The 25,964-nt window shown below is 65.8% G+C and carries 27 protein-coding genes and 1 pseudogene; 17 read left to right on the top strand and 11 right to left on the bottom strand.

Going from position 1 to position 25,964, the window contains the following annotated elements; all coding sequences use genetic code 11:
* Nucleotides 1-2: 2 nt before the first annotated feature.
* The 4 genes from sufD (at nt 3) to ACIQF4_RS04245 (ending at nt 2,887) form a co-directional block, all read left to right on the top strand.
* On the top strand, nt 3-1,289 hold the full coding sequence (sufD, locus tag ACIQF4_RS04230) for a Fe-S cluster assembly protein SufD (RefSeq protein WP_350003398.1): 1,287 nt from the start codon (nt 3-5) through the stop codon (nt 1,287-1,289).
* 22 nt (nt 1,290-1,311) lie between these two features.
* Nucleotides 1,312-1,671 carry a non-heme iron oxygenase ferredoxin subunit gene (locus ACIQF4_RS04235; protein ID WP_066275674.1) on the top strand — a complete coding sequence of 120 codons (360 nt, stop codon included), beginning with the start codon at nt 1,312-1,314 and terminating at the stop codon, nt 1,669-1,671.
* An 80-nt stretch (nt 1,672-1,751) separates the two neighbouring features.
* On the top strand, nt 1,752-2,540 hold the full coding sequence (gene sufC, locus ACIQF4_RS04240; RefSeq protein WP_066275675.1) for a Fe-S cluster assembly ATPase SufC: 789 nt from the start codon (nt 1,752-1,754) through the stop codon (nt 2,538-2,540).
* A 14-nt stretch (nt 2,541-2,554) separates the two neighbouring features.
* Nucleotides 2,555-2,887, top strand: a complete 333-nt coding sequence (locus tag ACIQF4_RS04245) for a metal-sulfur cluster assembly factor (RefSeq protein ID WP_066275677.1) — start codon at nt 2,555-2,557, stop codon at nt 2,885-2,887.
* 87 nt (nt 2,888-2,974) lie between these two features.
* On the opposite strand, the gene ACIQF4_RS04250 is transcribed toward ACIQF4_RS04245, so the two are convergent.
* Nucleotides 2,975-3,853 (bottom strand): neutral zinc metallopeptidase, encoded by an 879-nt coding sequence (locus ACIQF4_RS04250; protein ID WP_350003395.1) that lies wholly within the window; start codon nt 3,851-3,853, stop codon nt 2,975-2,977.
* A 59-nt stretch (nt 3,854-3,912) separates the two neighbouring features.
* Between ACIQF4_RS04250 and ACIQF4_RS04255 the strand changes: the two genes are divergently transcribed.
* Complete coding sequence (locus tag ACIQF4_RS04255; RefSeq protein WP_400515571.1) at nt 3,913-5,319, top strand: class I adenylate-forming enzyme family protein; 1,407 nt, start codon at nt 3,913-3,915, stop codon at nt 5,317-5,319.
* A gap of 1 nt (nt 5,320) precedes the next feature.
* Nucleotides 5,321-6,487: a thiolase family protein gene (locus ACIQF4_RS04260; protein ID WP_400515569.1), complete on the top strand. Its 1,167-nt coding sequence runs from the start codon at nt 5,321-5,323 to the stop codon at nt 6,485-6,487.
* A gap of 15 nt (nt 6,488-6,502) precedes the next feature.
* Here the strand turns inward: ACIQF4_RS04260 and ACIQF4_RS04265 are convergent, their stop codons facing one another.
* The 4 genes from ACIQF4_RS04265 to ACIQF4_RS04280 form a co-directional block, all read right to left on the bottom strand.
* Nucleotides 6,503-7,123, bottom strand: coding sequence for an energy-coupling factor transporter transmembrane component T family protein (locus ACIQF4_RS04265; RefSeq protein ID WP_400515567.1), 621 nt, complete (start codon nt 7,121-7,123; stop codon nt 6,503-6,505).
* Complete coding sequence (locus ACIQF4_RS04270) at nt 7,120-7,845, bottom strand: energy-coupling factor ABC transporter ATP-binding protein (RefSeq protein ID WP_400515565.1); 726 nt, start codon at nt 7,843-7,845, stop codon at nt 7,120-7,122. Before ACIQF4_RS04270 ends, ACIQF4_RS04265 begins: the two co-directional genes overlap by 4 nt.
* Nucleotides 7,846-7,855: 10 nt before the next feature.
* On the bottom strand, nt 7,856-8,500 hold the full coding sequence (locus tag ACIQF4_RS04275; RefSeq protein ID WP_400515563.1) for a biotin transporter BioY: 645 nt from the start codon (nt 8,498-8,500) through the stop codon (nt 7,856-7,858).
* Nucleotides 8,501-8,671: 171 nt separating this feature from the next.
* On the bottom strand, nt 8,672-10,459 hold the full coding sequence (locus ACIQF4_RS04280; protein WP_400515562.1) for a multicopper oxidase family protein: 1,788 nt from the start codon (nt 10,457-10,459) through the stop codon (nt 8,672-8,674).
* A 377-nt stretch (nt 10,460-10,836) separates the two neighbouring features.
* Between ACIQF4_RS04280 and ACIQF4_RS04285 the strand changes: the two genes are divergently transcribed.
* The 4 genes from ACIQF4_RS04285 to ACIQF4_RS04300 all read left to right on the top strand — a co-directional run bounded on the left by ACIQF4_RS04285 (nt 10,837) and on the right by ACIQF4_RS04300 (nt 14,864).
* On the top strand, nt 10,837-12,372 hold the full coding sequence (locus ACIQF4_RS04285) for an alkaline phosphatase (protein ID WP_350003383.1): 1,536 nt from the start codon (nt 10,837-10,839) through the stop codon (nt 12,370-12,372).
* Nucleotides 12,373-12,456: 84 nt separating this feature from the next.
* Nucleotides 12,457-12,993 (top strand): hypothetical protein, encoded by a 537-nt coding sequence (locus ACIQF4_RS04290; RefSeq protein WP_400515559.1) that lies wholly within the window; start codon nt 12,457-12,459, stop codon nt 12,991-12,993.
* 130 nt (nt 12,994-13,123) lie between these two features.
* Nucleotides 13,124-14,497: a right-handed parallel beta-helix repeat-containing protein gene (locus ACIQF4_RS04295; protein ID WP_400515556.1), complete on the top strand. Its 1,374-nt coding sequence runs from the start codon at nt 13,124-13,126 to the stop codon at nt 14,495-14,497.
* A gap of 136 nt (nt 14,498-14,633) precedes the next feature.
* A complete protein-coding gene (locus tag ACIQF4_RS04300) occupies nt 14,634-14,864 on the top strand; it encodes a hypothetical protein (RefSeq protein ID WP_350003377.1) in 231 nt (76 codons plus the stop codon).
* Between the two features lie 63 nt (nt 14,865-14,927).
* On the opposite strand, the gene ACIQF4_RS04305 is transcribed toward ACIQF4_RS04300, so the two are convergent.
* Complete coding sequence (locus tag ACIQF4_RS04305; protein ID WP_400515554.1) at nt 14,928-15,617, bottom strand: LmeA family phospholipid-binding protein; 690 nt, start codon at nt 15,615-15,617, stop codon at nt 14,928-14,930.
* A gap of 310 nt (nt 15,618-15,927) precedes the next feature.
* Between ACIQF4_RS04305 and ACIQF4_RS04310 the strand changes: the two genes are divergently transcribed.
* Entirely contained in the window at nt 15,928-17,526 is a 1,599-nt protein-coding gene (locus ACIQF4_RS04310) for an ABC-F family ATP-binding cassette domain-containing protein (RefSeq protein WP_400515552.1), read from the top strand.
* Between the two features lie 151 nt (nt 17,527-17,677).
* Here the strand turns inward: ACIQF4_RS04310 and ACIQF4_RS04315 are convergent.
* The 4 genes and pseudogenes from ACIQF4_RS04315 to ACIQF4_RS04330 all read right to left on the bottom strand — a co-directional run.
* Nucleotides 17,678-17,904 (bottom strand): annotated as a pseudogene (locus tag ACIQF4_RS04315) (YbaK/EbsC family protein); the annotation flags it as partial.
* 277 nt (nt 17,905-18,181) lie between these two features.
* Nucleotides 18,182-19,057 (bottom strand): SURF1 family protein, encoded by an 876-nt coding sequence (locus ACIQF4_RS04320; RefSeq protein ID WP_350003372.1) that lies wholly within the window; start codon nt 19,055-19,057, stop codon nt 18,182-18,184.
* Nucleotides 19,058-19,327, bottom strand: a complete 270-nt coding sequence (locus ACIQF4_RS04325) for a hypothetical protein (protein WP_400515549.1) — start codon at nt 19,325-19,327, stop codon at nt 19,058-19,060.
* Nucleotides 19,324-19,761, bottom strand: coding sequence for a DUF3099 domain-containing protein (locus ACIQF4_RS04330; RefSeq protein ID WP_400515548.1), 438 nt, complete (start codon nt 19,759-19,761; stop codon nt 19,324-19,326). The genes ACIQF4_RS04325 and ACIQF4_RS04330 overlap by 4 nt, the downstream gene beginning before the upstream one ends.
* Nucleotides 19,762-19,913: 152 nt before the next feature.
* On the opposite strand from ACIQF4_RS04330, the gene ACIQF4_RS04335 reads away from it, so the two are divergent.
* Nucleotides 19,914-20,639, top strand: coding sequence for a beta-ketoacyl-ACP reductase (locus ACIQF4_RS04335; protein ID WP_400515547.1), 726 nt, complete (start codon nt 19,914-19,916; stop codon nt 20,637-20,639).
* Between the two features lie 126 nt (nt 20,640-20,765).
* Nucleotides 20,766-21,518, top strand: a complete 753-nt coding sequence (locus ACIQF4_RS04340; protein WP_400515545.1) for an SDR family oxidoreductase — start codon at nt 20,766-20,768, stop codon at nt 21,516-21,518.
* 102 nt (nt 21,519-21,620) lie between these two features.
* Here the strand turns inward: ACIQF4_RS04340 and serB are convergent, their stop codons facing one another.
* Complete coding sequence (gene serB, locus ACIQF4_RS04345; protein WP_400515543.1) at nt 21,621-22,514, bottom strand: phosphoserine phosphatase SerB; 894 nt, start codon at nt 22,512-22,514, stop codon at nt 21,621-21,623.
* Between the two features lie 102 nt (nt 22,515-22,616).
* Between serB and map the strand changes: the two genes are divergently transcribed.
* From map to ACIQF4_RS04365, 4 genes are all read left to right on the top strand, one after another.
* Nucleotides 22,617-23,387, top strand: a complete 771-nt coding sequence (gene map, locus ACIQF4_RS04350) for a type I methionyl aminopeptidase (protein WP_400515541.1) — start codon at nt 22,617-22,619, stop codon at nt 23,385-23,387.
* Between the two features lie 91 nt (nt 23,388-23,478).
* Entirely contained in the window at nt 23,479-24,264 is a 786-nt protein-coding gene (locus ACIQF4_RS04355) for an ABC transporter ATP-binding protein (protein WP_066275729.1), read from the top strand.
* Between the two features lie 17 nt (nt 24,265-24,281).
* Nucleotides 24,282-25,067 carry a sulfite exporter TauE/SafE family protein gene (locus ACIQF4_RS04360; protein WP_400515540.1) on the top strand — a complete coding sequence of 262 codons (786 nt, stop codon included), beginning with the start codon at nt 24,282-24,284 and terminating at the stop codon, nt 25,065-25,067.
* A 7-nt stretch (nt 25,068-25,074) separates the two neighbouring features.
* Nucleotides 25,075-25,884 (top strand): RNA methyltransferase, encoded by an 810-nt coding sequence (locus ACIQF4_RS04365; protein WP_350003358.1) that lies wholly within the window; start codon nt 25,075-25,077, stop codon nt 25,882-25,884.
* Nucleotides 25,885-25,964: the final 80 nt, after the last annotated feature.

Below are 25,964 nucleotides of genomic sequence, written 5' to 3' on the forward strand. Positions count from 1 at the left end.
CGATGACTGAAATCACTACTGAAAAGGCACGCATCGGCGCGCCTTCAGCCCAGCCGTTCATCGACGGCTTCACCGAAGAAGGCGAGAGCCTCTCGCCCATTAACGCCGCAGCCTCCAAGGCCCCGCTGGCCGGCGAAGCGGTCAAGAGCCATTCCCACGGTGGCGGCGTTGGCATCCCGGACAGCTCGCGCGCCGGCCGCCTCACGTCCTACAAGCTTGCCGACTTCAAGCCGCTCACCGGCATGGAGGAAGACTGGCGCTTCACCCCGCTCAAGCGGCTCCGCGGGCTGCACTCGGAGGTCCTGTCCGGCGCGGCACCCACCGTCGTCGTCACCGGCCCGGAGGAAGTCACCGTGGAGAGCGTCGGCCGCGACGACCGCCGCATCGGCACCGCGGGTATTCCCGAGGACCGCGTCTCCGCCAACGCCTGGGAGAACTTCGCCGGCGCCACCGTGGTGACCATCCCTTCGGAGTTCGAAGCACTGACCGAAGTCAGCGTCGACATTGAAGGCACCTCGCTGGACCCGGCTGCCCAGCACCTGGTGATTGTTGCGGAGAAGTTCTCCAAGGCAGTTGTTGTCCTGAACCACCATGGATCCGCCATAGTGTCCGAGAACGTGGAGATCATCGTGGAAGACGGCGCCAGCCTGACCGTCATCACGCTCCAGGAATGGAACGACGACGCCGTCCACGCCTCGTCCCAGCAGGCGAAGATCGGCCGCGACGCCAAGCTCAAGCACGTCATGGTGAGCCTCGGCGGCGACCTGGTCCGCGTTACGCCGTCGGCCCGTTTCACCGCCACCGGCGGTGAGGCTGAAATGTTCGGCCTGTACTTCGCCGACGCCGGACAGCACCTTGAGCAGCGCCTGTTTGTTGACCACGCCGTGGCCAACTGCAAGTCCAACGTGCTTTACAAGGGCGCACTGCAGGGCCGCAACGCCCACGCGGTGTGGGTTGGCGACGTCCTGATCCGCAAGGAAGCCGAGGGCACCGACACCTACGAGGCCAACCGCAACCTGCTGCTGACGGACGGCGCGCGCGCCGACTCCGTGCCCAACCTCGAAATCGAGACCGGGCTGATCGAGGGTGCAGGCCACGCCAGCGCCACCGGCCGGATGGATGACGAGCACCTGTTCTACCTCATGGCACGCGGCATTCCCGAGGATGTTGCCCGCCGCCTGGTGGTCCGCGGCTTCCTGAACGAGATCATCCAGCAGATCAAGGTCCCCTCCATCGAGGAGCGGCTGACCGAGGCTGTTGAGCACGAACTCGCCCTCACGGACAACTAGAAGGCACGGAGCACGGTTACAGATGACTGACCAGCCAAAGGGCGAGCTTGTCTGCAAGGTGGATGAAATCCAGCTGAAGCAGGCGCTGCGGATCCTGATTGATGACTACCCGGTGGCGATCGTCAAGGACTCCATGGGGGAGATCCACGCGATCGGCGACACCTGCTCGCACGCGGACATTTCGTTGTCCGAGGGCGAGGTGGAGGGCTGCGCCATCGAGTGCTGGGGCCACGGCTCACAGTTCGACCTGCGCAGCGGCGAACCGCTGCAGCTGCCCGCCTACGATCCCGTTCCGGTGTTCGCCGTCGAGATCGTCGGGGACGAGGTCTATGTGGACGTCACCAATGTCCTCAACGGCGCCGAGGCTCCCAACTTCAGCTAGCACCACAGAATTACGAACCACCTTCCAGACAGAGACCGCACCGCCGCCGCCCAGGCCCGGTGCAGAGGAGAACAAGACACATGTCTACTCTTGAGATCAAGGACCTGCACGTCAGCATTGAGACGGAGCAGGGCACCAAGGAAATCCTGAAGGGCGTCAGCCTGACCATCCGGACGGGCGAAACCCACGCCATCATGGGCCCCAACGGCTCCGGCAAGTCCACGCTGGCTTCCACCATCGCAGGCCACCCGCGCTACAACGTCACCAGCGGCTCCATCACCCTGGACGGCGAGGACGTCCTGGAGATGAGCGTTGACGAGCGTGCCCGCGCCGGCGTGTTCCTGGCCATGCAGTACCCGGTGGAGGTCCCCGGCGTGAGCATGACCAACTTCCTGCGCACCGCCAAGACCGCCATCGACGGCGAAGCACCCAAGCTCCGCACCTGGACCAAGGACGTCAAGGCTGCCATGGAGCAGCTGCGCATCGACGCCGACTTCGCCCAGCGCAACGTGAACGAAGGCTTCTCCGGCGGTGAGAAGAAGCGGGTGGAAATCCTCCAGCTGGAACTCTTCAAGCCCAAGTTCGCCATCCTGGACGAGACCGACTCCGGCCTGGATGTTGACGCGCTCAAGGTGGTTTCCGAGGGCGTCAACCGTGCGCACGCCGAAGGCAAGATGGGCACGCTGCTCATCACCCACTACACCCGCATCCTGCGCTACATCAAGCCTGACTTTGTGCACGTGTTCGTGGATGGCCAGGTTGTTGAGGAAGGCGGTCCGGAGCTTGCCGACCGCCTCGAAGAAGAAGGCTACGACCGCTACGCCAAGGGTGCCGGCGCTGCCGCTGCACCCGCCGTGGCGCAGGCCTAGTAAGGACACCCGCCATGACCGAAATCAACGCTGCACGCACCAGCCTTGAGGATGTCGAGGAGGCGCTGAAGGATGTCATCGACCCTGAACTCGGCGTCAACATCGTTGACCTTGGCCTGCTGTACGGCCTGAAGTACTCGGACGACGACGGCGCGCTGCTGATCGACATGACCCTGACCACCGCGGCCTGCCCGCTCACCGACGTGCTCGAGGAGCAGGTGGGCAAAGCCCTGGACGGCGTTGTTGACGACTGGCGCCTGAACTGGGTCTGGATGCCGCCGTGGGGTCCGGAACGGATCACCGACGACGGCAAGGACCAGATGCGGGCCCTCGGCTTCAACATCTAATTTGAGTACGACGACGGCCGGTTACCTTCATCGCGAAGGTGACCGGCCGTCGTCGTTGGGGCTAGTAGGCGGGGAGACCTCGACGGATTACAACGTCGGTGCCGAGAACGTGTCGCACTGGTTGATGTCGCCGGTTTCGTAGCCCGTGTAGAACCAGCGCTGGCGCTGCTCGCTGGAGCCGTGGGTCCAGGCCTCGGGGGAGACCCGTCCGGTGGCCGCCTCCTGGATCCGGTCGTCACCAACGGCGGAGGCAGCGGACAGGGCGTCGTTCAGGTCCTGCTGGGTGAGGGGCTCCAGGAACGGCTGGCCGTCGGGTCCCGGCTGGGTTGACGCATGCTTCGCCCAGAGGCCGGCGTAACAGTCGGCCTGGAGCTCAACGCGCACGGCACCGGATTCAGGTCCCTGGGGATCCTGCTGGGCCTGGTCCAGGGTGCCCAGCACGTTCTGGATATGGTGCCCGAACTCGTGTGCCACCACATACTCCTGGGCCAGGGGTCCGCCCGAGGAGCCGAACCTGTCCACCAGCTCCTGGAAGAACCCGGGATCGAAGTAGGCAGTGGTGTCGGCGGGGCAGTAGAAGGGACCTACGGCGCTGGACGCCGTGCCGCAGCCTGTGCTGACGCCCTGCTCGAAGATCACCGTCTCCGGCTGCGGGTACTGCACGTTGTACTGCTGCAGGTAGGCAGGCCAGAAGGCGTTCAGGCTGTTCACGGTGCCGGTGATGCGGCAGTCCACCCGGGCGTCCGCGTCCGCTCCTGTCTGGCAGGCCGGCGCGGTGCCCTGGCTCTGCGGCTCCTGCCCCGCTCCTGCCAGGCCTTCCAGCAACTGTGGATTGACACCCAGGAGTGTCGCGATGAGCAGGATGAGCCCACCGCCGATGCCGCCGCCCACTTTTACCCCGCGGCCCATGCCGCGCCGGTCCTGGACCTGGGAGGGGTCCAGCTGCACGTTGTCGTTGAAACTCATAAAGTCACATTACCCGCGGACCAGAAGATCAACCGGTGCCGGCCGGTAAAGTTGATCCGATGCCTTTCCTGAACAGAATCCAGCGCTGGGCCGGGGAACGGCCCCACGACACCGCCGTCGTGATTGCCGGACGCCGCCTCTCCTGGGCGGAGCTCCGGGATTCCGCTGCGGCGCTGGTGCCCCACACCAAGTCCGTGACCTCCCTGTGCGAAGCCAATTCGGCCGACTTTGCGGCAAGATTTGCGGCGGCACTGGCCGGAGGACGGCAATGTGCCGTCCTGGACCCCTCGTGGCCTGGCCCGCTGCAGGAGGACATGAAGCGGCGCGTGGAGGCGTGCGCGCAGCCAGCAGCGGTATCCCCGGATGATGAGCTCGCAGACGGCGATCCGGGGTCCACCTTCCTGATCGGCCTCACCTCCGGCACCACCTCCATCCCGAAAGCCTTCACGCGGTCCCGGCGGTCCTGGCACGAATCCTTTGAGGCCTCCATCGAATTCTTCGGGCTCCGCGCGGACGATGTGACCCTGGCCCCGGGCCCCCTCGCCGCCAGCCTCAACCTGTACGCCCTGGCCGAATGCCTCTACGCCGGTTCGGAGTTCCAGACCCTCGAAAGCTTTGATGTGGGCGACGTCCATGCCGCCATCACCCACGACCGGGTCACCCGGCTGGTCCTGGTGCCCACCATGCTGCGGATGCTCAGCGAGCGCGGCCTGACCGGATGCGTCGACGCTTCCGGCGTGCGGACCATTATCTGTGCCGGCTCGAAGCTCGACGTGAGGACCCTTGAGGCAGCCCGCCGCTGGGCTCCGAACGCCACCATCTTCGAGTACTACGGTGCTTCCGAACTGAGTTTCGTCTCGGGGGCGGGGCTGGCCGCGAGCCAGCCGGCCGTGCTCGGCGGAACCGGGATCGGCCGGGCGTTCCCGGGTGTCGACGTGCGGATCCTCGATGACGAAGGGCTGCCGCTGCCAGACAGGGAACCCGGAAACATCTGCGTCCGCAGCGCCATGGTGAGCAACGGTTATCTCTGGGGTGACGACGGGGAGGCGCTGAGGTCCTATGGCGGCTGGTTCACTGTGGGGGACCAGGGGTACCTGGCCCGCGGGGAACTGCACATCCTGGGCCGCCGCGCGGACATGATCCTCACCTCAGGCAAGAACGTCTATCCGCATGAGGTGGAGCTGGCACTGTCAGCGGTACCCGGTGTGTCCGCCGCCGTCGCGGCCGGGATGCCCGACGACCTGCGCGGTGAACGGGTTGTGGCCGGAATTATTGCATCCCATGGTGGAGTTACTGCCACCCAGCTTCGTGCCGGCCTTGAGGACATCCTTGCCCGGGACAAACGCCCCCTCCAGTATTACCTGCTGAGCGACCTGCCCACCACGGACCGGGGCAAAGTCAGCCGCAGCCTGCTGCTGGACTGGATCAGGTCCCGGGACCGCAGGGTACGCAGCCTTGACAGCTGAGATGCTCCCTCCGGACCGGCAGCCGGTCATCATTGCCGCCCTCCGGACCCCGGTGTGCCGCACCAACGGTGCGCTCCGGAGCCTGCGGGCCCACGAGCTGCTCGCGCCCGTGCTCCGTGGACTCCTGGCTGGAACGGGGGTGGAACCTGGCAACGTGGCCGATGTCGTAATCGGCAACGCCGTGGGCGGCGGGGGAAACGTTGCCCGCCTGGCCCTGCTGGCGGCGGGACTGCCCGTCAACGTTCCGGGGATTACGGTGGACCGCCAATGCGGCTCCGGGCTCGACGCGGTGGTCCTGGCGTCGCGGCTGGTGGCAGCGGGCGGAAACCCGCTGTACCTCGCCGGAGGGGTGGAGAGCACCAGCACAGCGCCCCTGCGCGCGTACAGGAACGACGATGGCGGCCCGGAGTTTTACGCCCGGGCACAGTTTGTGCCGGACAGCTTCGGCGATCCGGACATGGGCGTGGCGGCGGAAAACGTGGCGCGGGAGTTTGGCGTGGGCAGGGAACGTCAGGACGCATTCGCGCTGCGCAGCCACCGCCTAGCATTGGCGGCGAGGGACGCAGGGGCGTTCGACGGGGAACTGGTTCCGTTGGACACGGACGCCGGGACTGCCGGCGCGGACGATGGTCCCAGGCGGGGACTGAACGCCGCGGTCCTGGCGCGGTTCCCGGCGGCCTTTGTGGACGGGGGAACTGTCACCGCAGGGAACTCCTGCTTCGACGCTGACGCCGCATCCGCCGTCGTCATCACGTCCTTGCAACGTGCGAGGCAATTAGGAGCGGGCGACGGGTTCCTGGTGCTGCGCAGCGGCACTGCGGGAGTGGCCCCGGAACTGCTGGGCGTCGGTGCGGCCGCCGCGGCGCGGGACGTGCTGTCAGCTGCGGGGGTCCCGGCGGACCAGGTGGACCTGGTGGAATTCAATGAGGCTTTCGCATCGCAGACGCTTGCCTGCCTTGACCAGGTGGGGATTGACGCTGAACGGGCCAATCTCGATGGCGGCGCGCTGGCCCTGGGCCATGCTTACGGCGCGTCCGGGGCAGTCCTGGTGACCCGGCTGCTGGCCCAGGCACGCCGGTCCGGAACCCCGGGTAGCCTTGCGCTGGCCATGATCAGCAGCGCCGGCGGCATGGGAACTGCAGCGCTGCTGGAATACCAGCGGCTTTGAACCCTTCCCGGGGCCTCAGTCTTCCGCTTCGCCGAGGCCGCGGGCGGCGAGCGCCTCGCCCGTCTGGCGGGCGAATGCCACCGACGTGATGAAGACAGGCAGGATCAGGGCGCGCGGATTGCGTTCCAGACCCCTTGCCCGGGCGGAGTCCCGGACGTCGGCGAAGGTGCCGGCGATGTAGGGGATACTGCGCAGCATAATGGCGATGGTCAGGGCAAACCGCTCGGGGTCGGCGCCAAACCGTTTGAAGGGGCCGGCTGCGCTGACCACTCCGTCAAGGAGCCGCTGTACGGGGGTGGTGGCCGTGAGCAGGGAGGCTGCCACCACGCAGACCAGGATGTTCAGGACAATGCGCGCGGCCGTGGGTGCTCCCAGCATCCACCACTGGAACACGCCGATAACCAGCAGCACGGCTGCGAGCGGGCGGACGGCGGCCCAGAGCTTCTTCAATCCGGCGCCCGTCAGGAACAGGCAGCAGAGCCCGCCCAACACGGCCAGCGACACCCGCCAGTCCACCACGATGAACGAGGCCAGGCCGCAGCCGAAGACCAGCAGGAACTTCAGCGCCAGCGGTGCCCGGTGGATGAGGGAGTGTCCCGGCACGTAGTTGGCCAGCAGGAAGCCGTGGCCCCTCACCGCGGTTCCCCAGCCGGGAGGCCGTCCGTGCAGAGTATCCGGTAGTGGTCGACGGCGGCTGCCGCGCCGCCGTCGAACACTACCTCTCCCTGTTCGATGACCAGCACCCTGTCCATCTCCAGTGCCAGCCCAAGGTCATGGGTGGACATGATGATCTGCTGGTCGAGTCCCGCCAGGGTCCTGCGGAGGAGTTCGCGGTTGCGGAGGTCCAAAAGGGTGGACGGCTCATCGAGGACCAGCACGGAGGGATTCACGGCGAGCACTGCGGCCAGGGCCATCAGCTGCCGTTCCCCGCCGGACAGTTCGTAGATGCTCTGGTCCGCCAGTTCCAGCAGGCCCAGCCGGTCCAGTGCCGCGTCGGCTGCCCTCCGCCGCTCCGTTCCGTTGCGGACGGAGCGGCGCAGGGACAGCTCCACATCCTCCCGGCCGGTGGGCATCACCAGCTGGGACAGGGGATCGGTGAAGACAAAACCCACGTTCCGGCGCACCGCCCGGACGTCGCGGACCGTGTCCTTGCCGTCCACCGTGACCTTGCCTGCCGTTGGCTGGACGAGCCCGTTGACCAGGCGGAGCAGGGTGGACTTGCCGGAGCCGTTGGCACCGATGACACCGATCCGCTGTTCGGTGAGCTGCAGGCTTATGGCGTCGAGCAGGACTTTGGGTTCCGGTGTGCTGTCCGTTTCCACGGCAACCGTTACGTGGTCAAAGGCTACGGCGGGCATGGCGCGTCCCTTAGGCCTTGGCGGGCTGGGCGGCACTGCGCCGGACACGGCGCACCAGGATGTCCGGGAAGGCGCGGTGGAGGGCCACGGCGATGACGGCTGCCAGGATGTTCTTCACCATGTCACCCGGGTAGAACACGAGGTCGCTCAGGAAAGCCTGCCCCAGGGTGGCCTTGGTGTTCAACGCGATCCCCAGTATGCCGAGGGAGTGCACCACCACGGCACTGGTGACGGCGGCGGAGACGAAGAACCAGAGCGCCCTGGCCTTGGCGGTCCGCCGGATCACGATGGTGGCCAGCCAGCCGACAATGAAGGCAGCGATGGGGAACGCAATAATGTAGCCGGCCGAGGGGCCTGCAAGAATGCCCAGGCCGCTGCGGCCCTGGCTGAAGATGGGCAGGCCGGCGAGTCCCAGGAGGGTGTAGAGCCCCACGGCTGCGAAGGCCCGTCCCGGGCCCAGCACCAGGCCGGTCAGCATCACGGCCAGGGTCTGGAAAGTGATGGGGACGCCGAATCCGTTCACGGCCAGGCCGGGGACAAGGGCGGCGCCGGCCACGAGGGCGGCGAAGACCGCGATCAGGCCAAGGTCGGTGGCGTTCCAGCGGCGGCGGCCGGCGCTGGGGGGATTCTTGACGGCGGTGTCGGTGTTGCTCATGGGAGTCCTGTCGGTGTTGTACAAGCGGAATCTAATGTACTGCCGACGTTACTGGGGTGGAACCGCAGGTATTTTGTAGGGGGTCTACTAAGCGGGTTGCCGGATGCTTCATGCAGGGCACAAAGCCGTGCGTTGTCGTGCCGGCGTGGGGTGGTGCAGTGGTGGAGCCGGCTATTCGATGACGAAGCGCTGCATCATGTCGTTGTCTTCGTGTTCCAGGATGTGGCAGTGCCAGACATATTCGCCCTTGAAGGATGAGCCGATGGCCAATGGTGCTCCACCTGCTGCGCCTGCCCCGAACGGGACACGGATCCGGGTCACTTCGCCGGGCATCGCCACCACGGTGTCCTTCCAGCCACGCTCGTTGGCGGGTGCCGCTGCAGGGCGGCCAATCAGGAACGGCGTGACGGGAACGGTGCCGCCCTGGCCAGGGGTCACCAGCCCGGTGGCAGGGTCGACGTATCCGGTGGCGGCAAGGTAGTCCCCAACGTCGAAGCGCTGGCGGTTGAGGGTTTGGAACTGGGTGAAATGAAGGTGGATCGGATGCGCGTCCACGGTTGTATTGATCAGCTCCCACTCCTCAAGCGTGTCGCCTTCCACCTCGGTGATGTCGGCGGTGTGGAACGGGCGGTTGTTCAGCAGCGCCATGATGGGAATGCCCGCCGTATTGAGAACCTCCACCATGGTCATCTGGCGGGTCGCCGCGGTGGACAGGCCCGCGAGCCTGGTCATGGGCTGCGCTCGCAACTGCGCCGGCAACGGCTTCGTGTAGCCCGCCTGGCTTTGCACCGTGAACTGCATGATGTCGCGGAGGGGGACCCCGCCCTGTTTCGCCGACACGGGACCGTCCGGATACGGGGTGGGGGCGTTGTTGCCCAAAACCACTTTGGAGCCGGCAGGCAGGGCGGCAAAGTCCACCACAAGGTCCGCCCGCTCGCCCGGGCCCAGGACCAGCTTGTTGAGTTTGGCCGGGGTGTCCAGGAGGCCCCCGTCCGTGCCGATCTGGGCGAACGGCAGCGCGTTTCCGTCCGCCAGGAACTTGAGGTTGTAGAACCTGGCGTTGGAGCCGTTGAAGACCCGGAACCGGTACTTTCCCCGGTCCACGTCCAGGTTGGGCCAGGATTTCCCGTTGACCGTCGCAACATCCCCGAAGAACTCCGGTGCCCAGGGCCGAGGGGTGCCGTCGCTGTCCGTCAGCTCCGGATTGGGCGGGTAGGCGAAGGATCCGCCGGGGTTGAACATCCGGTCCTGGATGACCAGCGGCACCTCGTAAGGGGGCGGGGGAAGGTGCGTTCCGTCTCCGGTGTCGATGCCGGTCCCGGACGGGCCCGGGGTGTCCCGGATGAGGTAGCCGCCGGCCAGCCCGGCGTAGACATTGAGACGGGTGATGCCCAGCGCATGGTCATGGTACCAGAGTCCGGCGGCATCCTGGTTGTTGTCGTAGTGGTAGGTATAGGAGCTGCCGGGGGAAAAGACCTGTTCAGGGCCGCCGTCGGACCCTGCCCTGGTGTTGCCGCCATGCAGGTGGGTAGAGGTGCGCGGGGCTGTGGCGTCGTCGCTGCCGGGCGGCACCAGTTCACGGTCGACGGCGAAAGCCAGCGGGTGCGCTCCCAGCTGATTGTGCACGGTGAGGGTGAAAGGGGTGCCCCGTTGGGCGATGATGACGGGCCCCAGGTAGGTCTGCGATGCGCCCGCGGCCCGGTAGGTGAACGTATTCGTCGGGCCAAGCTGGCTGTGGAAGCTGTGCTCGGCGTTGCGCATCCACAGTTCGGTCGCGCCGCCGGCCCGCATATCGAGGACTCCCAAATCGGCCAGCGTGGGCAGTTGCTCGGAGAACATGGTCAGGGGACCGGCCTTGCGGGCAACTGTGCGGGTGGCCAGGGCGGCGTCCGGACGGAACAGGACGCCGGCGCCGGCTACAGCACCGGCCTGCAACAGCTGGCGTCGGGTTAGCTGCATCGCAGGCTCTTTTCGCTCGAAGGTGGGTCCCCTAATCGACCGTACGAGCCCGGCCGGATCTGGAACAGGGCCGTTGGGCCCGCCATCCCCGGCACCTCAAGATTCGCTGAAGAAACCGGAAGGATGGAAACGTTCCCTTCCTTCCGCCATCACTGCTTCCTATGGTGATCTAACAAGCTCGTCTGATCTAACAAGCTCGTCTGGGGGAATTCTGTGGTAGCCGCCGTTGCGCCTGGTGGGATCAGGAAATGTAACGCCATTCACCAGCAGTCAGGTCCCGCACCCGTTCTGTTTGGCCCTGGCCCGGGACCAAACGCGTCTTGCCTCGCTGAAGGCCGTGCGGACTTCGACGTCCACCGAGTGAGTGGGGCCCGCTGATGGGGAATTCCCTGCCCGCACTCCTGGCCGACGGTCCCGCCGGGAAGACACGCCGAATTGCCTGGATTGTCCTTGGCGTGATGGTGGCAGTCTCGCTGGTCGCCTTCGCGGTGTTTACCGCCACCAGGCCGGCGCCTGCGGCCCTTCAATCACCGGCAAAGAATGTCATTTACCTGCTGGGTGACGGCATGGGCCGCTCCCACGTCACGGCTGCCAGGGAGCGCTTTTTCGGTGCCGGGGGCAGGCTGGTGATGGAAACCCTCCCCTCCCACGGTTCTGTCAGTACCTATTCCGTGGAGAAGAACTCCGGCCAGCCTGGTGAGGCCGACTTCAAGCCTGAAATGGTCACCGCGTCTCCTGCCGCAGCCACGGCCTTCGCCACCGGCGTGAAGACATACAACAATGCCATCGGGGTGGATGCCAAGGGCACTGTGGTGCCCACCATCATGGAGCTGGCCAAACAGGCCGGCTACCGGACAGGCAACGTTTCCACTGCAGAAATTACGGACGCGACCCCTGCCGGGCAGATGAGCCACGTCCTTGCGCGAGGGTGCCAGGGACCTGACTATTCCGCCGACGCGTGCCAGGATACCGATGTCACCGGCGACAAGTTGTCCACCAGCGATGTCCGGGTAACCCCCATCGCTGACCAGATCGCCCGCAACGGCACTGCCGACATTATCTTCGGCGGGGGCATGGCCCGCTTCGACGCCGAGGATGAAACGGCGCTGAAGGAGCAGGGTTACTCGATCCTGGGCTCGGTCTCGAGCCAGATCGCCGCCACACGGGCAGACCTGAACGGGGCCTCCGGTGAAAAGGTCTTCGGCCTGTTCAATACAGGAAACCTCACCCTCGAAAAGTCCAAGAAGGACAACCCTGAAGCACCGGAGGCGGACGAGCCCTCCTTGCAGGAGATGACAAAGAAGGCCATCGAACTGCTAAACCAGGAGCAGGCAAACGGCAAAGGTTTCTACCTGCAGGTGGAAGGCGCCTTGATCGACAAGCGCTCCCACGACAACGACGCTGCCCAAACGCTGGATGAAGTCAAGGCCTTTGACGACGCCGTCGCCGCGGCCCTTGATTTCGCGAAAAAGGACGGCAATACCCTGGTAATTGCCACCGCAGACCACGAAACGGGCGGGTTCAACATCATCGAAAAGGGCTCCTTCACCAACGCCGAAGCAGCAGTGCCCCCAGCCAATGTGGATTCCAGGAACAGCGCGAACAACTCCACTCCGGCGCGGAGCGGCGGAATCTTCAAAGACGAGGAGCGCTCCACAGGCATCATCAACGGCGAGGGCGCCACCGATCCAAAGAACTTCGGCCCTGCCACCTTCCGAACCCCCAACGATCCCGCCGACGTCGAGGACGGCTCCAAGGACGCGAGTCTGTGGCTGTCCTATGCCTCCGGAAACCACACCGGGGCCGACGTGCCCGTCTATGCCCACGGGCCGGGTGCGGAACAATTGCAGGGCAGCGTGGACAACACCGATTTCTTCGACATCGTGGGCCAGGCTTTGCGTGTTTTGCGCTGAGAACAGCCATAGACACAGCCGGCTGGCCGGCGCTGTCCGGGCGGTGGACCAGCCCGCTGCCGCGGCACACCCAAGGGGGACACGATGAACCGCAAGTCCCGGGTCCGCCTGCTCGGGATCCTCGTCGCCGCGTCGCTGCTACTGCTGACCGCCGTCGTGCTCATCGGACCCGTTTCCACTCCGGGCCCCGCGGCCGTTGCCCCACCTGCTGCCGCCGCCAAAACAACCTTTCCCGGCCTTGCCAGAGCCGAGGGGGAACCGGACCTGCCAGGACTGCGGACAACCCGCCCGTCCCCGGGCCAAATTCTCCAGATTCAGGGTGCTTTTGATGACAGGCTTGAGTTCGAAGGCCTGGCTTTCGATGGACAGGCCGCCACCGGATCCGTCAAGGTCACCAGTGATGTCAGCGACCTGCTCGAACTTCAGGTGCTGGCCGGGTTCTACGATGAACGCGGCAACCTCCTTGGCACTGCCCGTTTCGTTCACCATCTCGGCGGTGAAGGCCATGGCCACTCCGGACCGTCCGACAACGGTGAAGAGTTCAACATCCCCGTACCGGCAGAGTTCCAGCCCCAGGCTGTGTCCGCGGCAGTAGGGGTGCCAGTCCTCGTCAACGAATAACGCGGCATAGCGCACCCGCACCCGCCTGGGTGCAGGGGCCAGGCGTGCTGCAGGTTGCCGCCGGCGGTTTCCCTGCCCGCTGCCGCCGGATAAACTCGCTGGTGAAATCTCGGTGAGGACATCCCCGGCAATGCAACCACCTCTGGGACCACTAAGCCGCCGCACACTCCTCAAAGGCGCCGGCGCCGCCGTCGTGGGTTCTGCTTTGTTCACGGACGAACACGCCCCGGCCGGCGGGGGCAGCACTACCCGGTACCTAAGCGTCTTTGGTTCCGACTCGGGGGCGGGCACCGAGGCAGCCCCGTGGCATAGTCTCTCCCGCGTCAGTGCCGCGCTCCGCGAAGGGGAGCTGCGCCGCGGCGACACCGTCCTGCTCAAGCGCGGCGACACATTTTTCGGCACTCTCCACGAGCCTTCCCTCCAAGGCACGGCCGGTGTTCTCACGGTGGGCGCCTACGGCACCGGTCCGCGGCCGAAAGTCAGCGGCTACAAGGTCAGCAAAGCAGCCTGGATCCAGCACGCTGAAGGGATATGGAAGCTGGACATCACCGCCCGTTCCGGCCAGTACAGGGGCAACACCGCCGCGCCGTCCACCAACGTTGGCTTCCTGAAGGTGGCAGGCCTCATCCGCGGATGGAAGCGGAACAGCCTGGAGGCACTGCAGAACCAGTGGGACTTCTATAGCGACGGGACCTTTGTGTACGTTAGATCGTCCTTTGCCCCGGGCGACGGCGTCGCTATCGCAGTCCAGCAGGACGGCATCCGGCCGGCCTCCCACAGCATCCTGGACGGCATCCACATCGAGGGCCATGGAGCCCACGGTATTGCGACGGGCGGCTCCGAGAACATCCGCATCAGGAACTGCCGCTTGGAGGAGCTTGGCGGATCCCAGCTGGCCTCCGACGGAACCCGTTACGGCAACGGCGTCGAGGTCTGGATCGGCGCGTCCAACATCATTATCGAAAACAGCACCATCCGCGAATGCTATGACGTCGCCTTCACCATGCAGGGGACGGCAACCAAGGAGGTCAAGTCATGGACTGACATCCACTTCCGGAACAACCGTGTAGAGAACTGCAACCAGACCTTCGAGATGTGGTCTGCCGGCGAAGCGACCCCGGGTTCGGGACACATCCGCTGTAATTTCAGCCACAACATCTGCAGCAACGCGGGCTACTCGTGGGCTGCCACCCTCCGGCCGGACACGGAAGGCAAGGGCACCCACATCCTGATGTATGACACGGACCTGCCCATGGATGTGGAGGTCACCCGGAACCGGTTCATCGGCGCCCGGGACAGCTACATCAACATCAGCGGCGGCAAGAAGGCACCCAAAGGGCTGAACCTGCACCACAACACCATCAAGCTCGGCCCGGGCACAAAGACCGCCTACGGCAGTGCGGAGACAATCGAGCGGGCCGCATACTGGCAGGCACGCACCGGCAATGAACGCGGTTCCACTTTCGGTGTGCTCACCACCGGCCGCTGCGAAGCGCAGGCATGAACATCCGGGGCGGTACCCGGGTCCAAATGCTCAGGATTTGATCAAGAGCATTGATTCGCCGGCTGGCGAGGCCTACGGTCGGGGGCATGACTCCAAGATCGAGCAGGGAAGGCGCCCGTGCGGCGGGACCCGACAAGTGAAAGACCCGATGCGGCAGCGGACCTTCCCCAGCGCGGGCGGACTCTGTGTCGGAGGCCTGATCCTCGCCATATCGCTGATTGCCCAGGCCAGTGACCCTGCGTCTGCGACAGCCAGGGACCTCCTGATCACCATCAGCGCCGTCTTCACCGGAGCCAATGCTGTTGGGCTCCTGGAACTGCGACGGCGGCAGCAAGTTCCGGACCTGCTGAACAAAAAGCCCACCTAGGATTTTCTGCACACTGCGGTACTCCCTTAGGGAGCCGCCGGAGCATCCTCCGGCCACCCGCCGTCACGGACCTAGCTTGACGTTCTCGCCGCTGAGCCTGGCACGAAAACCGTCTTCCTGGACCGTGACCTCCTGGAGCACGAGCCCCTCGGGCAGGCCCTCGATGTCGTGTTCAATGGTCACGAGCCCGTTCACCACGGCCCCGACTGCGTCGGAGACAAAGCCCGGCCCGCCAAAGTCGATCGAACGCGGCTCGACAACCAGCCTGCCGGCGTCGGCCTCAACCGTGCCAGTAGCGGTGACGGCCAGTTGGCGGCCCAAGGCCTCGACGGTGCGGACCACCATGACTTGGCCACCACCGGCGGCGCGGACCTCGGTCCCGTCACCGAGTTCGCTGGCGACGACCACGAACGGGACGGTGGCGTCCACCGTGAGCCGCTCGGCGGCCATCCCGTCCGGTCCCGTAACCACGTCCTGCCCTATGGCCCTGACGTCATGGAGCACCGAGCCTGCTGCCGCCAGCGTCCCGGCGTCGAGGGCGACATCACCGAGCCACACCTCGTCCGCGCCCAGGCCTGCGGGAGGCTTAGGGTCTGGCTGGCGCTCACCCGGCGTCGGGGTTGGCGCAGGCGCAGCCTCAACCCCGCTGGCCGGATCGCTCACTATCCACCACGCGATTGCAGCCGCGACCCCAAGGGCGAGGACCATCCCAACAGCACCGATCAGCCAGTCCTTCGCACGAGTCCACTCCATTAGGACAGTCTGATGGCTCACCCCCTGAGCTGGGAAACGCCAAAGCGCCCGAGTGCCCAATTGGGCGATACGGATGCAATAACCATCAATTCGTTAGCACGTACGACGTCGGCACCGAAAGCTTCGCGGTAAAGGCCACCTGGCCGGGTGGTACTTCTGCCGTCGCCGCGGAGATCGACCGGCAGCGTTCTGCGTGGACGGCCCTGGACGGTAGACTTGGATGGGCCGTTCTCCGGCCACTCTGCCCCGGCTCCCTCCCAACATCGTGTGAGGGCTGCGGCGTTCCCTGTTGTGAAAGGCCTTACCTGCTGTGATTACTGTCCAGGATCTTGAACTGCGTGCCGGCGCCCGGCTCCTGATGGACCAGGTGAGCTTCCGCATCGACAAGGGAGACAAGATCGGCCTGGTGGGCCGTAACGGCGCCGGGAAGACCACCCTCACCAGGGTCCTTGCCGGTGAAGGACTCCCTGCCGCTGGGAAAGTGACCCGCACCGGCGAGATCGGCTACCTGCCGCAGGACCCCCGGACGCCGGACATGGAGCAGCTCGCACGGGACCGGATCCTGTCTGTCCGTGGCCTGGACATCGCCGTCGGCAAACTCCGCGTGGCGCACGAGGAAATGGCCAGCGAGGACGCCACGGTGCAGCGCAAGGCGATGAACCGCTACGACCGGCTTGAATCCGAGTTCCTGGCAGCCGGCGGCTATGCAGCCGAGGCTGAGGCGGCGGCGATCTGCTCCAACCTCGCCCTGCCGGACCGCCTGCTGAACCAGCCGCTCAAGACCCTTTCCGGTGGCCAGCGGCGCCGTGTGGAGCTGGCACGCATTCTCTACTCGGACGCCGAGACGATGCTCCTTGACGAGCCCACCAACCACCTCGACGCCGACTCCATCGCATGGCTGCGTGACTTCCTCAAGAACCACCAGGGCGGCCTGATCGTGATCAGCCACGACACCGAACTGCTCGAAGCCACCGTGAACAAGGTGTTCCTGCTGGACGCCAACCGCGCGCAGATCGACTTCTACAACATGGACTGGAAGCGCTACCTCACCCAGCGCGAAACGGATGAGCGCGCCCGTAAGCGGGAACGCGCCAACGCCGAGAAGAAGGCCCAGGTCCTCTTTGACCAAGCCAACAAGATGCGCGCCAAGGCCACCAAAGCGGTTGCAGCCCAGAACATGGCCAAGCGCGCCGAACGCCTGCTGAGCGGCCTGGAAGCCGTGCGCGAAAACGACCGCGTGGCAGCCCTGCGCTTCCCGGACCCCTCGCCGTGCGGCCGGACCCCGCTCACCGCGGAGGGCCTCAGCAAGTCCTACGGTTCGCTGGAGATCTTCACCGATGTGGACCTGGCCATCGACCGCGGCTCCAAGGTGGTCATCCTGGGCCTCAACGGTGCCGGCAAAACCACCCTCCTGCGGATGCTCGCTGGTGTGGACCAGCCTGACACCGGCGACGTCATTGCCGGGCACGGCCTGAAGGTGGGCTACTACGCCCAGGAGCATGAAACCCTGGACGTGGACCGGACGGTCCTGGAAAACATGCGCTCGGCCGCCCCGGACATGAAGGACGCCGAGGTCCGCGGCATCCTGGGTTCGTTCCTGTTCTCCGGCGACGACGTCGACAAGCCCGCGGGCGTCCTCTCCGGCGGCGAGAAAACCCGTTTGGCCCTTGCCACCATTGTGGCCTCCAGCGCCAACGTCCTCCTCCTCGACGAGCCCACCAACAACCTGGACCCTGCCAGCCGCGCAGAGATCCTGGGCGCCCTCCGGAACTACAGCGGCGCCGTCGTCCTGGTCAGCCACGATGAGGGGGCAGTCGAAGCCCTCAACCCCGAGCGCGTTGTCCTCCTGCCGGACGGTGTCGAGGACCACTGGAACGAAGACTACCTGGACCTCATCACGCTGGCTTAAGCCTTCCCTCCCTCCGTGCGCCTGGTCGCTTTCGCTCCGCAGCGCGCGTGATTTCCCGCGTGCTCGCTCGTTCCTCGCTTAGACGCACGCTACATAAATCACCCGCGCTACCTCGCGTGTGGGTTCGTTGCCGGTCAGGGTGGTTCAGGTGTTAGCGGACCGGCATCTCTTCGGCGCCGGTGATCCTGAGCACGTTTTGGTAGGTGACGCTGAACATTGAGTTGTGGTCGCCTGCTCCCGCACAGAGGAGATCGTGCTTCTGGAGGGACTCGTCCAGAAGCGTCCTGACTTTTCGGGATGGCCTACCGGGGCTACTCCGCCTACATGCTGACCCGTGTGCTTCAGGACGAAGTCGGGGGAGGCGGGGCAGATCCTCCCTGTTCTAACCCTCCGCGACCGAACGCCAGGTAACTGTGGGCGCCAGGCCCGCCGCAGTCCGTTGCACGTTGGCCCGGGCAGGCACCAGCGCAGCAGCGTGGGTGATTTATGTAGCGCGCCCTCGGCGTGGGCCCACGCTGTCAGGGTTCCCTGACCGAGCTTGCGAGGTTAGGGAGACGGTGGGGCGAACGAGCCAGCACGCGGGAAATCACGCACGGTGCGGAGCGAACGCCCCCATGTACGCAGACGCGAATCGACGGCGCCAAACGGGAGACGTTCAGTACCCCTGCGCATCCAGAAGGGCGTCTTCCTCTTCCTCGGACGTCGCCTTCTTCCGTTTCCTGGGGGGTGACGGACGACGGCGTGGCCCGCCGGCTGCGGGGCGCGGCGCACCCTCCGGTGTCCCGTCGTCGTCCTCCGCGTCAATGGCGGCATTGCGCGCCTGCTGGCGTGCAGCGTAACCGAAGCCGACGAACATCAGGACGCCGAACGCGAACCACTGCAGCGAGTAGGAGAGGTGTGTCCCCTCCTCGGTGGAAGGCTTCGGGAACGGGAACGGCATGTCCGCCGCCGGCGGAGTCTCCGACGCCAGCTGGCCGTACGCCCCGGTCAGGAGCGGGTACCCGAGCTGGCCGGCGTAGGCGGCAAGGTCGATGGACGCCAGCTGGCCTTCAGGGGCACCACGCTGGAGTTCGGGCTCGGGATGCTTCAAACGCACGACGGCGGTCACGTCACCCGCGGGCGGTTCCGGCACCGAGTCGGGCGCGCCCGGATTATCGTTGCCGATCGGCAGCCATCCCCTGTCGATGACCACGGTCTCACCTGAAGCGAGGCGGAACGGGACAACCACTTCATAGCCAGGCTGGCCATTGAGCGGACGGTTCCGGACCACGCGCTGGCCATCGGTGAGGTAGGTGCCCCGCAGCTCCACCTGGGTCCACTCCATAGCGGGGTCCAGTTGGTTGAACTGCTCCCGGGCATCCGAGAACGGTATGGGAGTTGCCGAGTAGTTGGTCACCACGCGGTTGATCTCAGCCAGGGTTTCAGCGCGCCGGTCCATCTGCCAGCGTCCCAGGAACACGCACGCAGAGGCGAAGATGGCAGCCAGCAGCAGATAACCCAGCCACTTGCTGGAGAAAAGGAAGCGGTACATTCAGCTGTCCCGCCCAGGGTCACCGGACGCCCGCGAGTCCTCGAGGGGAAGGGTTTCCTTCCAGAGGCCCCGGGTCTGCAGGTAGTCCTCCAGCCAACCCCGGTGCTCGGCGCAGGCAAGCCAAGTCTTGCGGCGTTCCGGGGAGTGGATCTTCGGGTTGTTCCACAGAAGCTGCCAGGAAGCCTGCGTCCGGCACGCCTTGCGGGAACAGATGGCACCGGCGTCCGCCGCTGCGGGATCGGTTCCGGCGGCGAAGTCAAAGATGCTCACGAGGCCTTCCTTTCCTGCCCGGACGGAGATTCGTCGTCGTCGTCAATAATCAGCTCGCCCTGCAGGAGTTCACTGCCGGGATCCTCCCCGGCTGTCGGTGCCGGCGGGCTTTCCAGCTCAGCCAGGGGGGCTGAGTCCAGCAGCAGGTCGCTGTGGCCCTCCGCTTTGTCATTCCCGTTCGCGATGATCACCGCAATCCAGGGCAGGAACACCGCGCCGGCCACTGGAATGATCTTGAACCAGCCGTCCACCACGAAAATCAGGACCAGGCACACCATGCGGATTCCCATGGCCAACGCGTACTTGATCATGCGCTGGCGCATGTCTTCCGAATGGGCTCCAGCGGCATCCGTGATGCTGTGGACTTCCGAATCGCCGGAGAACCGTCCGGGTTCTCCAGGCGCGGATTGTCCCGCATGGTTTTCAAGGGTCACGGTGGTTTATCACGCTCCAAAGGCTTGCATCAATTCTCTCACCATCAGCAGTGGCGCCCAAACCCGGACCGGGGCGGGCGCTAAGATCGAAGTCAGCCAAATCACCCCCAGCTACAGCGGCCCCCGCGCGCCGCAGATTCCGGAGCCCCTACATGACTGAAGCAGCCACCGCACCCCGCAGCGTCCTGATCACCGGCGGCAACCGCGGCATCGGCCTGGCCATCGCCGAGGCGTTCCTGGCCAACGGCGACAAGGTTGCCGTGACGTACCGCAGCGAGACGAAGCTGCCGGAGGGGATCCTTGGCGTCAAAGCCGACGTCACGGACGAGGCTTCCGTGGACGCGGCGTTCAAGGAAGTGGAAGCTGCCCACGGTCCGGTGGAAGTCCTTGTGGCCAACGCCGGAATCACCAAGGACATGCTGCTGCTGCGCATGAGCGAAGAGGACTTCACGTCCGTCATCGACACCAACCTCACCGGTGCCTTCCGCGTGATCAAGCGCGCTTCCAAGGGAATGGTCCGCCTCCGCAAAGGCCGTGTTGTCCTGATTTCCTCCGTGTCGGGCCTGTACGGGGCCCCGGGTCAGATCAACTACTCGGCGTCAAAAGCCGGCCTGGTGGGCATAGCCCGCTCCCTGACCCGTGAACTCGGTTCCCGCGGGATCACCGCCAATGTCGTGGCGCCCGGCTTCATCAACACGGACATGACCGCCGAGCTCCCCGAAGCCACCCAGAAGGACTACCTCTCCAGCATTCCGGCAGGCCGCTTTGCCGAAGCCAGCGAGGTCGCCAACGTTGTCCGCTGGATCTCCAGCGACGAGGCAGCCTACATCTCCGGCGCCGTTATCCCCGTTGACGGCGGCCTGGGCATGGGTCACTGACCGGCCCGCAAAACTAGCAGCAAGGCGCTTCTTTGTGTAGGTCACACAAGGGAATTGGCCTTTGCCGCTGGCATGATGGACTGCAGGCCATCAGCAATTTAGACGTTTCAAACAAAAGGAGCCCGCATGGGACTGCTGGATAACAAGACTGCCATCGTGACCGGATCCTCACGGGGAATCGGCGCGGAGGTCGCCAAGAACCTTGCCCGCGAGGGCGCCGCCGTCGTGGTGAACTACCGCCAGAAGGCGCCGCGCGCCAACAAGGTTGTCCAGGGCATCGAGGCCGACGGCGGCCGGGCCGTGGCCGTGGGCGCGGACCTCACCACCCAGGAAGGCGTGCAAGCCCTCGCGTCCGCAGCCATGGAAAACTTCGGTTCCCTGGACATCCTGGTGCTGAACGCATCAGGTGGAATGGAAACCGGCATGGGCGAGGACTACGCGCTGAAGCTGAACCGCGACGCCCAGGTCAACATGCTCAACGCGGCCGTGCCCCTGATGAAGGAAGGCTCGCGGGTGGTCTTCGTGACCAGCCACCAGGCCCACTTCATCAATACCGTGCCCACCATGGAGGCCTATGAGCCGGTGGCCCGCAGCAAGCGCGCCGGCGAGGACGCCTTGCGCGAACTCATCCCCAACCTTGAGGAGAAGGGCATCACCCTGGTTGTTGTCTCCGGCGACATGATCGAGGGAACCGTCACGGCCACGCTGCTTGACCGCTCCACGCCGGGCGCCATCGAGGCCCGCCGCGCTGAAGCCGGCAAGCTGTATTCAGTGGAGGAGTTTGCCGAGGTTGTGGCCGGTATGGTCACGGCCGAGGTCGAATCCGGCCACACTGAATACGCCGGCGGTGCGGACTACTTCGGTAAGGGCACGAACTAGGCCAAACCGGTAGCCCCAGGCTGCCCCACGCGAGATGGCAGTTGGCGGCAATGTTCCTTTCGGACACTGCCGCCAACTGCCATCTCGCGGTTAAAACGAGAATCAGACGCCGGCCACATGCCGGACGGCGTCGAGGTACGGCATGTTGACGGCGGCGTCCGCTACGGCCCGCACCGCAGGTTTGGCGTTGAACGCCACACCGATGCCGGCGGCACCGAGCATATCCAGGTCGTTGGCGCCGTCGCCCACCGCCACCGTGTGCTCCAGGGCGATGCCCTCGGCAGCTGACCATTCGCGCAGGAACTTCTCCTTCGCAGCGCGGTCCACCACCGCGCCCAGCACCTTGCCCGTCAGCTCGCCGTCCACAATCTCCAGCTCATTAGCCTGCCAGTAATCCAGGCCCAGTTCCGCGGCGATCGGCTCCAGGATCTGGTTGAAGCCGCCGGAGACCACGGCTACCACGTGCCCCGCGGCCTTGAAGGCGGCCACGAGTTCGGCGGCTCCAAGGCTCAGTTTCACTTCCTTGCGGACGGAATCGACGACGGCGGCGGGCAGCCCTGCGAGCACCGCCACACGGGCGTGGAGGCTTTGGGTGAAGTCCAGCTCGCCGCGCATGGCGGCCTCGGTAACGGCTGCCACTTCTTCCCGCTTGCCCGCGTAGGCGGCCAGGAGTTCAATGACCTCCTGCTGGATCAGGGTGGAGTCCACGTCCATAATCAGGAGCTTGCGTTCCGCCGACCGCAAGCCGGCCGGGACAAGCGCCGTGTCGAAGCCGGCGATGGGGGATTCAACCACGGCGTGGCGGAGTGCGGCAAGCCCGGCGGCCGTCGCGTCCGGAAGCTGGAGTTCGGCCATCTGGACCTGGTACCGCCCGTCGCCGGAGGAGGTTTCGGACAGCACTGCGGCGCCCTGTGCAGCGAGGATGGAACGGAGCTGCTCCAGCCCGGTCGGAGACACATTCAGGCCATAGCTGACCGCAGTCACGTTCGAAGTCATGCCTGCCATCTTAGCCAGCGGGGGAGAAGTCCCTTGAATTCATTTCACGGCTGCTGGAAGGTTGCAACCGGACAGTAGGTACGGTCACGACTGGAGGAACCATTGATTGAACTGCTCACCCCGCAAGAGATTGACCATGCGCGCCCCTCAGGCCAGTTCGTGGCTAATACGCTGCAAAACCTGAGGGAGAGGACCGGGCCAGGCACGAATCTCCTGGAGATCAATGACTGGGCCGCGGGCTTGATCCGTGCAGCGGGAGCCCGCTCCTGCTATGTCGACTACGCACCCTCGTTTGGGCGCGGCCCCTTCGGGAAGGTGATCTGCACGTCCGTCAACGATGCCGTGCTGCACGGGCTCCCTCATGACTACACCCTCAGGGACGGGGACCTGCTGACGCTGGATTTCGCAGCCAGCGTCGACGGTTGGGTCACCGACTCCGCCATCAGCTTCGTCGTAGGGGAATCCGCTGCCCCCGAAGACAAGAACATGATCGAAACCACCGAGCGGGCACTGATGGCGGGCATCGGTGCGGCGCAGTCCGGAGCACGGATTGGGGACATCTCCCACGCAATCGGCTCCGTGCTCGAGTCAGCACACTTCAAGGTCAACACCCAGTTTGGCGGGCACGGCGTTGGAAGCACCATGCATCAGGACCCCCACATTCCGAACACCGGCAAAGCAGGCCGCGGATACGTGCTGCGCCCAGGCCTGCTCCTGGCGATAGAGCCATGGGTCATGGACGGCACCAGCAAGCTTGTGACCGCACCTGACGGCTGGACCCTGTGCAGTTCCAACGGCCGCCGGACCGCCCACTCCGAGCACACCATCGCTGTCACCGAATCCGGACCCGTCATCCTTACGCAACCGGCCTGACGGGCACCTGGCGGAGCTGCGCAATCAGCGTTCCGCTGTTACCTTGCCCCGGTTATCAGTCGGCCTCTTTTTTGTCCTAGTGTCTACTCCTATGAGTGATGTTCTGGAATTGGCTTCCGTCAGCGTTGTCCGAGGTAAAAAAACCCTGCTGGACAAGATCGACTGGGAAGTCAATGAAGGCGAGCGCTGGGTAATCCTTGGGCCGAACGGTGCCGGCAAGACCACCCTCCTGCAGATCGCGGCCGCGCGCCTGCACCCCAGCAGCGGCAAAGCCGGCATCCTGGATGAGACCCTGGGCCGGACCGACGTCTTCGAGCTCCGCCCCCGCATCGGCCTGTCCTCCGCCGCGCTGGCCACCCAGATCCCGGAGCAGGAGAACGTCCTCAACGTGGTGGTGACCGCCGCCTACGGCGTCACCGGCCGCTGGCGGGAGGGATACGAGCGCGACGACGAGCGGCGGGCTTTCCGCCTGCTCAACGACTGGGGGATGGGGCCGCTCCTGAACAGGACCTTCGCCACCCTGTCCGAAGGGGAGCGGAAGCGTGTCCAGATTGCCCGCGCACTGATGACCGACCCCGAACTGCTGCTCCTCGACGAACCGGCGGCCGGCCTGGACCTTGGCGGCCGCGAGGAACTCGTCCACAAGCTGGGAGAACTGGCACAGGATGAGGACGCCCCGGCCATGGTCCTTGTCACCCACCACCTTGAGGAAGTTCCGCCGGGCTTCACGCACGCCATGCTGCTGCGCGACGGCGGAGTGGTCGCCGCCGGCCCCATCACGGATGTCCTGACGGCGGAGAACCTTAGCAAGACGTTCGGGCTTGACCTGGACATGAGCGTCAACGCTGGCCGGTACACCGCCGTCGCCCGCCGCTAAGGCGGCAGCGCATCACCTTGGATCTTCTCAGCAGCTTTTTTGTGGCCATCGCCGGCCTCTGGGCCGGAACCATCAATGCCGTGGTGGGCTCCGGCACCCTGGTGACGTTCCCCGTCCTGATCGCCCTGGGGGTGGCCCCGGTGGTGGCCTCCATGAGCAACGCCATGGGCCTGGTCTTCGGCACGGCAGCCGGAGCGTTCGGCTACCGGCGTGAACTGAAGGGGCGCGGCCGCCAGCTGATGCGGCTCCTGCCGGCATCCCTCCTGGGCGGCATCTCCGGCGCCTGGCTCCTCCTGCACCTGCCGGAGAAGGTCTTCCACTATGTCGCCCCCGTCCTGATTGTCCTTGCCCTCCTGATGGTGGTGTTCCAGCCCCGGCTGCAGGCCTGGGTCCGGTCCCGTGAGGAGAACCCGGAACACGCTGTGCGCGACAAGCGGCACGGCGTGCTGCTGGTGGTCCTGGTGTACCTGGCCGGGGTGTACGGCGGCTACTTCGTGGCCGCCCAGGGGATCCTGCTGGTGGGCATCCTGGGCGTCTTCCTCACCGGCACCATCCAGAACGCCAACGCCATGAAGAACATCCTGGTGCTGGGCGTGAACCTCGTGGCCGCCGTCTCCTACGTGCTCTTCGCCTTCGACAGGATCAACTGGCTTGTGGTCCTGCTGATCGCCGTCACCTCCAGCATCGGCGGACTTCTCGGGGCGAAGGTGGGCCGCCGGCTCTCACCCTCCGTGCTCCGCGCGGTGATCCTGGTCCTGGGCCTGGTGGCGCTGGGATTCATGATCGCCAATCTGCTGAAATAATCACCCGGTGACAATCCACTATCTTGAATCCGCCGCGGACGCCCGCGTCTCCGACTACACGCAGCTCACCGACGTCCATCTGCGCAAGCTGCGTGAACCGGCCGAGGGCATGTACATCGCCGAATCATCCCGGGTGCTGCGGCGTGCCCTGGCGGCAGGACACCGGCCGCGCTCCTTCTTCCTGGCCGAAAAGTGGCTCGGGGACCTGCAGGATGTCCTGGATGCCTACCCCCAGGTACCTGCTTTCATCGGCAGCGCAGCCCTGCTGGAGGAAATCACCGGCTTCCACCTCCACCGCGGGGCCATGGCGGCCATGCAGCGCCCGGCGCCCGTCCCGCTGCCGGAACTGCTGGCCGGGGCGCGCAGGGTGGCCGTCCTCGAGGACATTGTGGACCATACGAACGTGGGCGCCATCTTCCGTTCGGCCGCCGCGCTGGACATCGACGCCGTCCTCGTCTCGCCGCGTTGCGGGGACCCCCTCTACCGGCGCAGCGTCCGGGTGAGCATGGGCACGGTGTTCCAGGTGCCGTGGGCCCGGCTCACCAGCTGGCCGGAGGACCTGCACGTACTGAAGGAGAATGGCTTCACCGTTGCAGCGCTGGAGCTCACCGCGGACGCGGAAGATGTGGACGCGGTGGCTGCCCGCAACCCGGACAAGCTCGCCTTGGTGCTCGGCACCGAAGGTGCCGGAATGAGCGCCGGGACGCTCGCCGCCGTCGACCTCGCTGTGAAAATCCCCATGCGCAACGGCGTGGATTCCCTGAACGTTGCCGCGGCATCGGCTGTCGCCTTCTGGGAGCTGCGGCCCCGGAACTAGGGTGTATTCAGCCAGGAGGCCTGGTTCGCGGGCACCTGCGTTCTCCGCTATTATTGATAGCTGGCTGTAGTGCGCCCCCG

The organism is Pseudarthrobacter sp. NPDC092202, assembly GCF_044755505.1.
GTDB lineage: Bacteria > Actinomycetota > Actinomycetes > Actinomycetales > Micrococcaceae > Arthrobacter.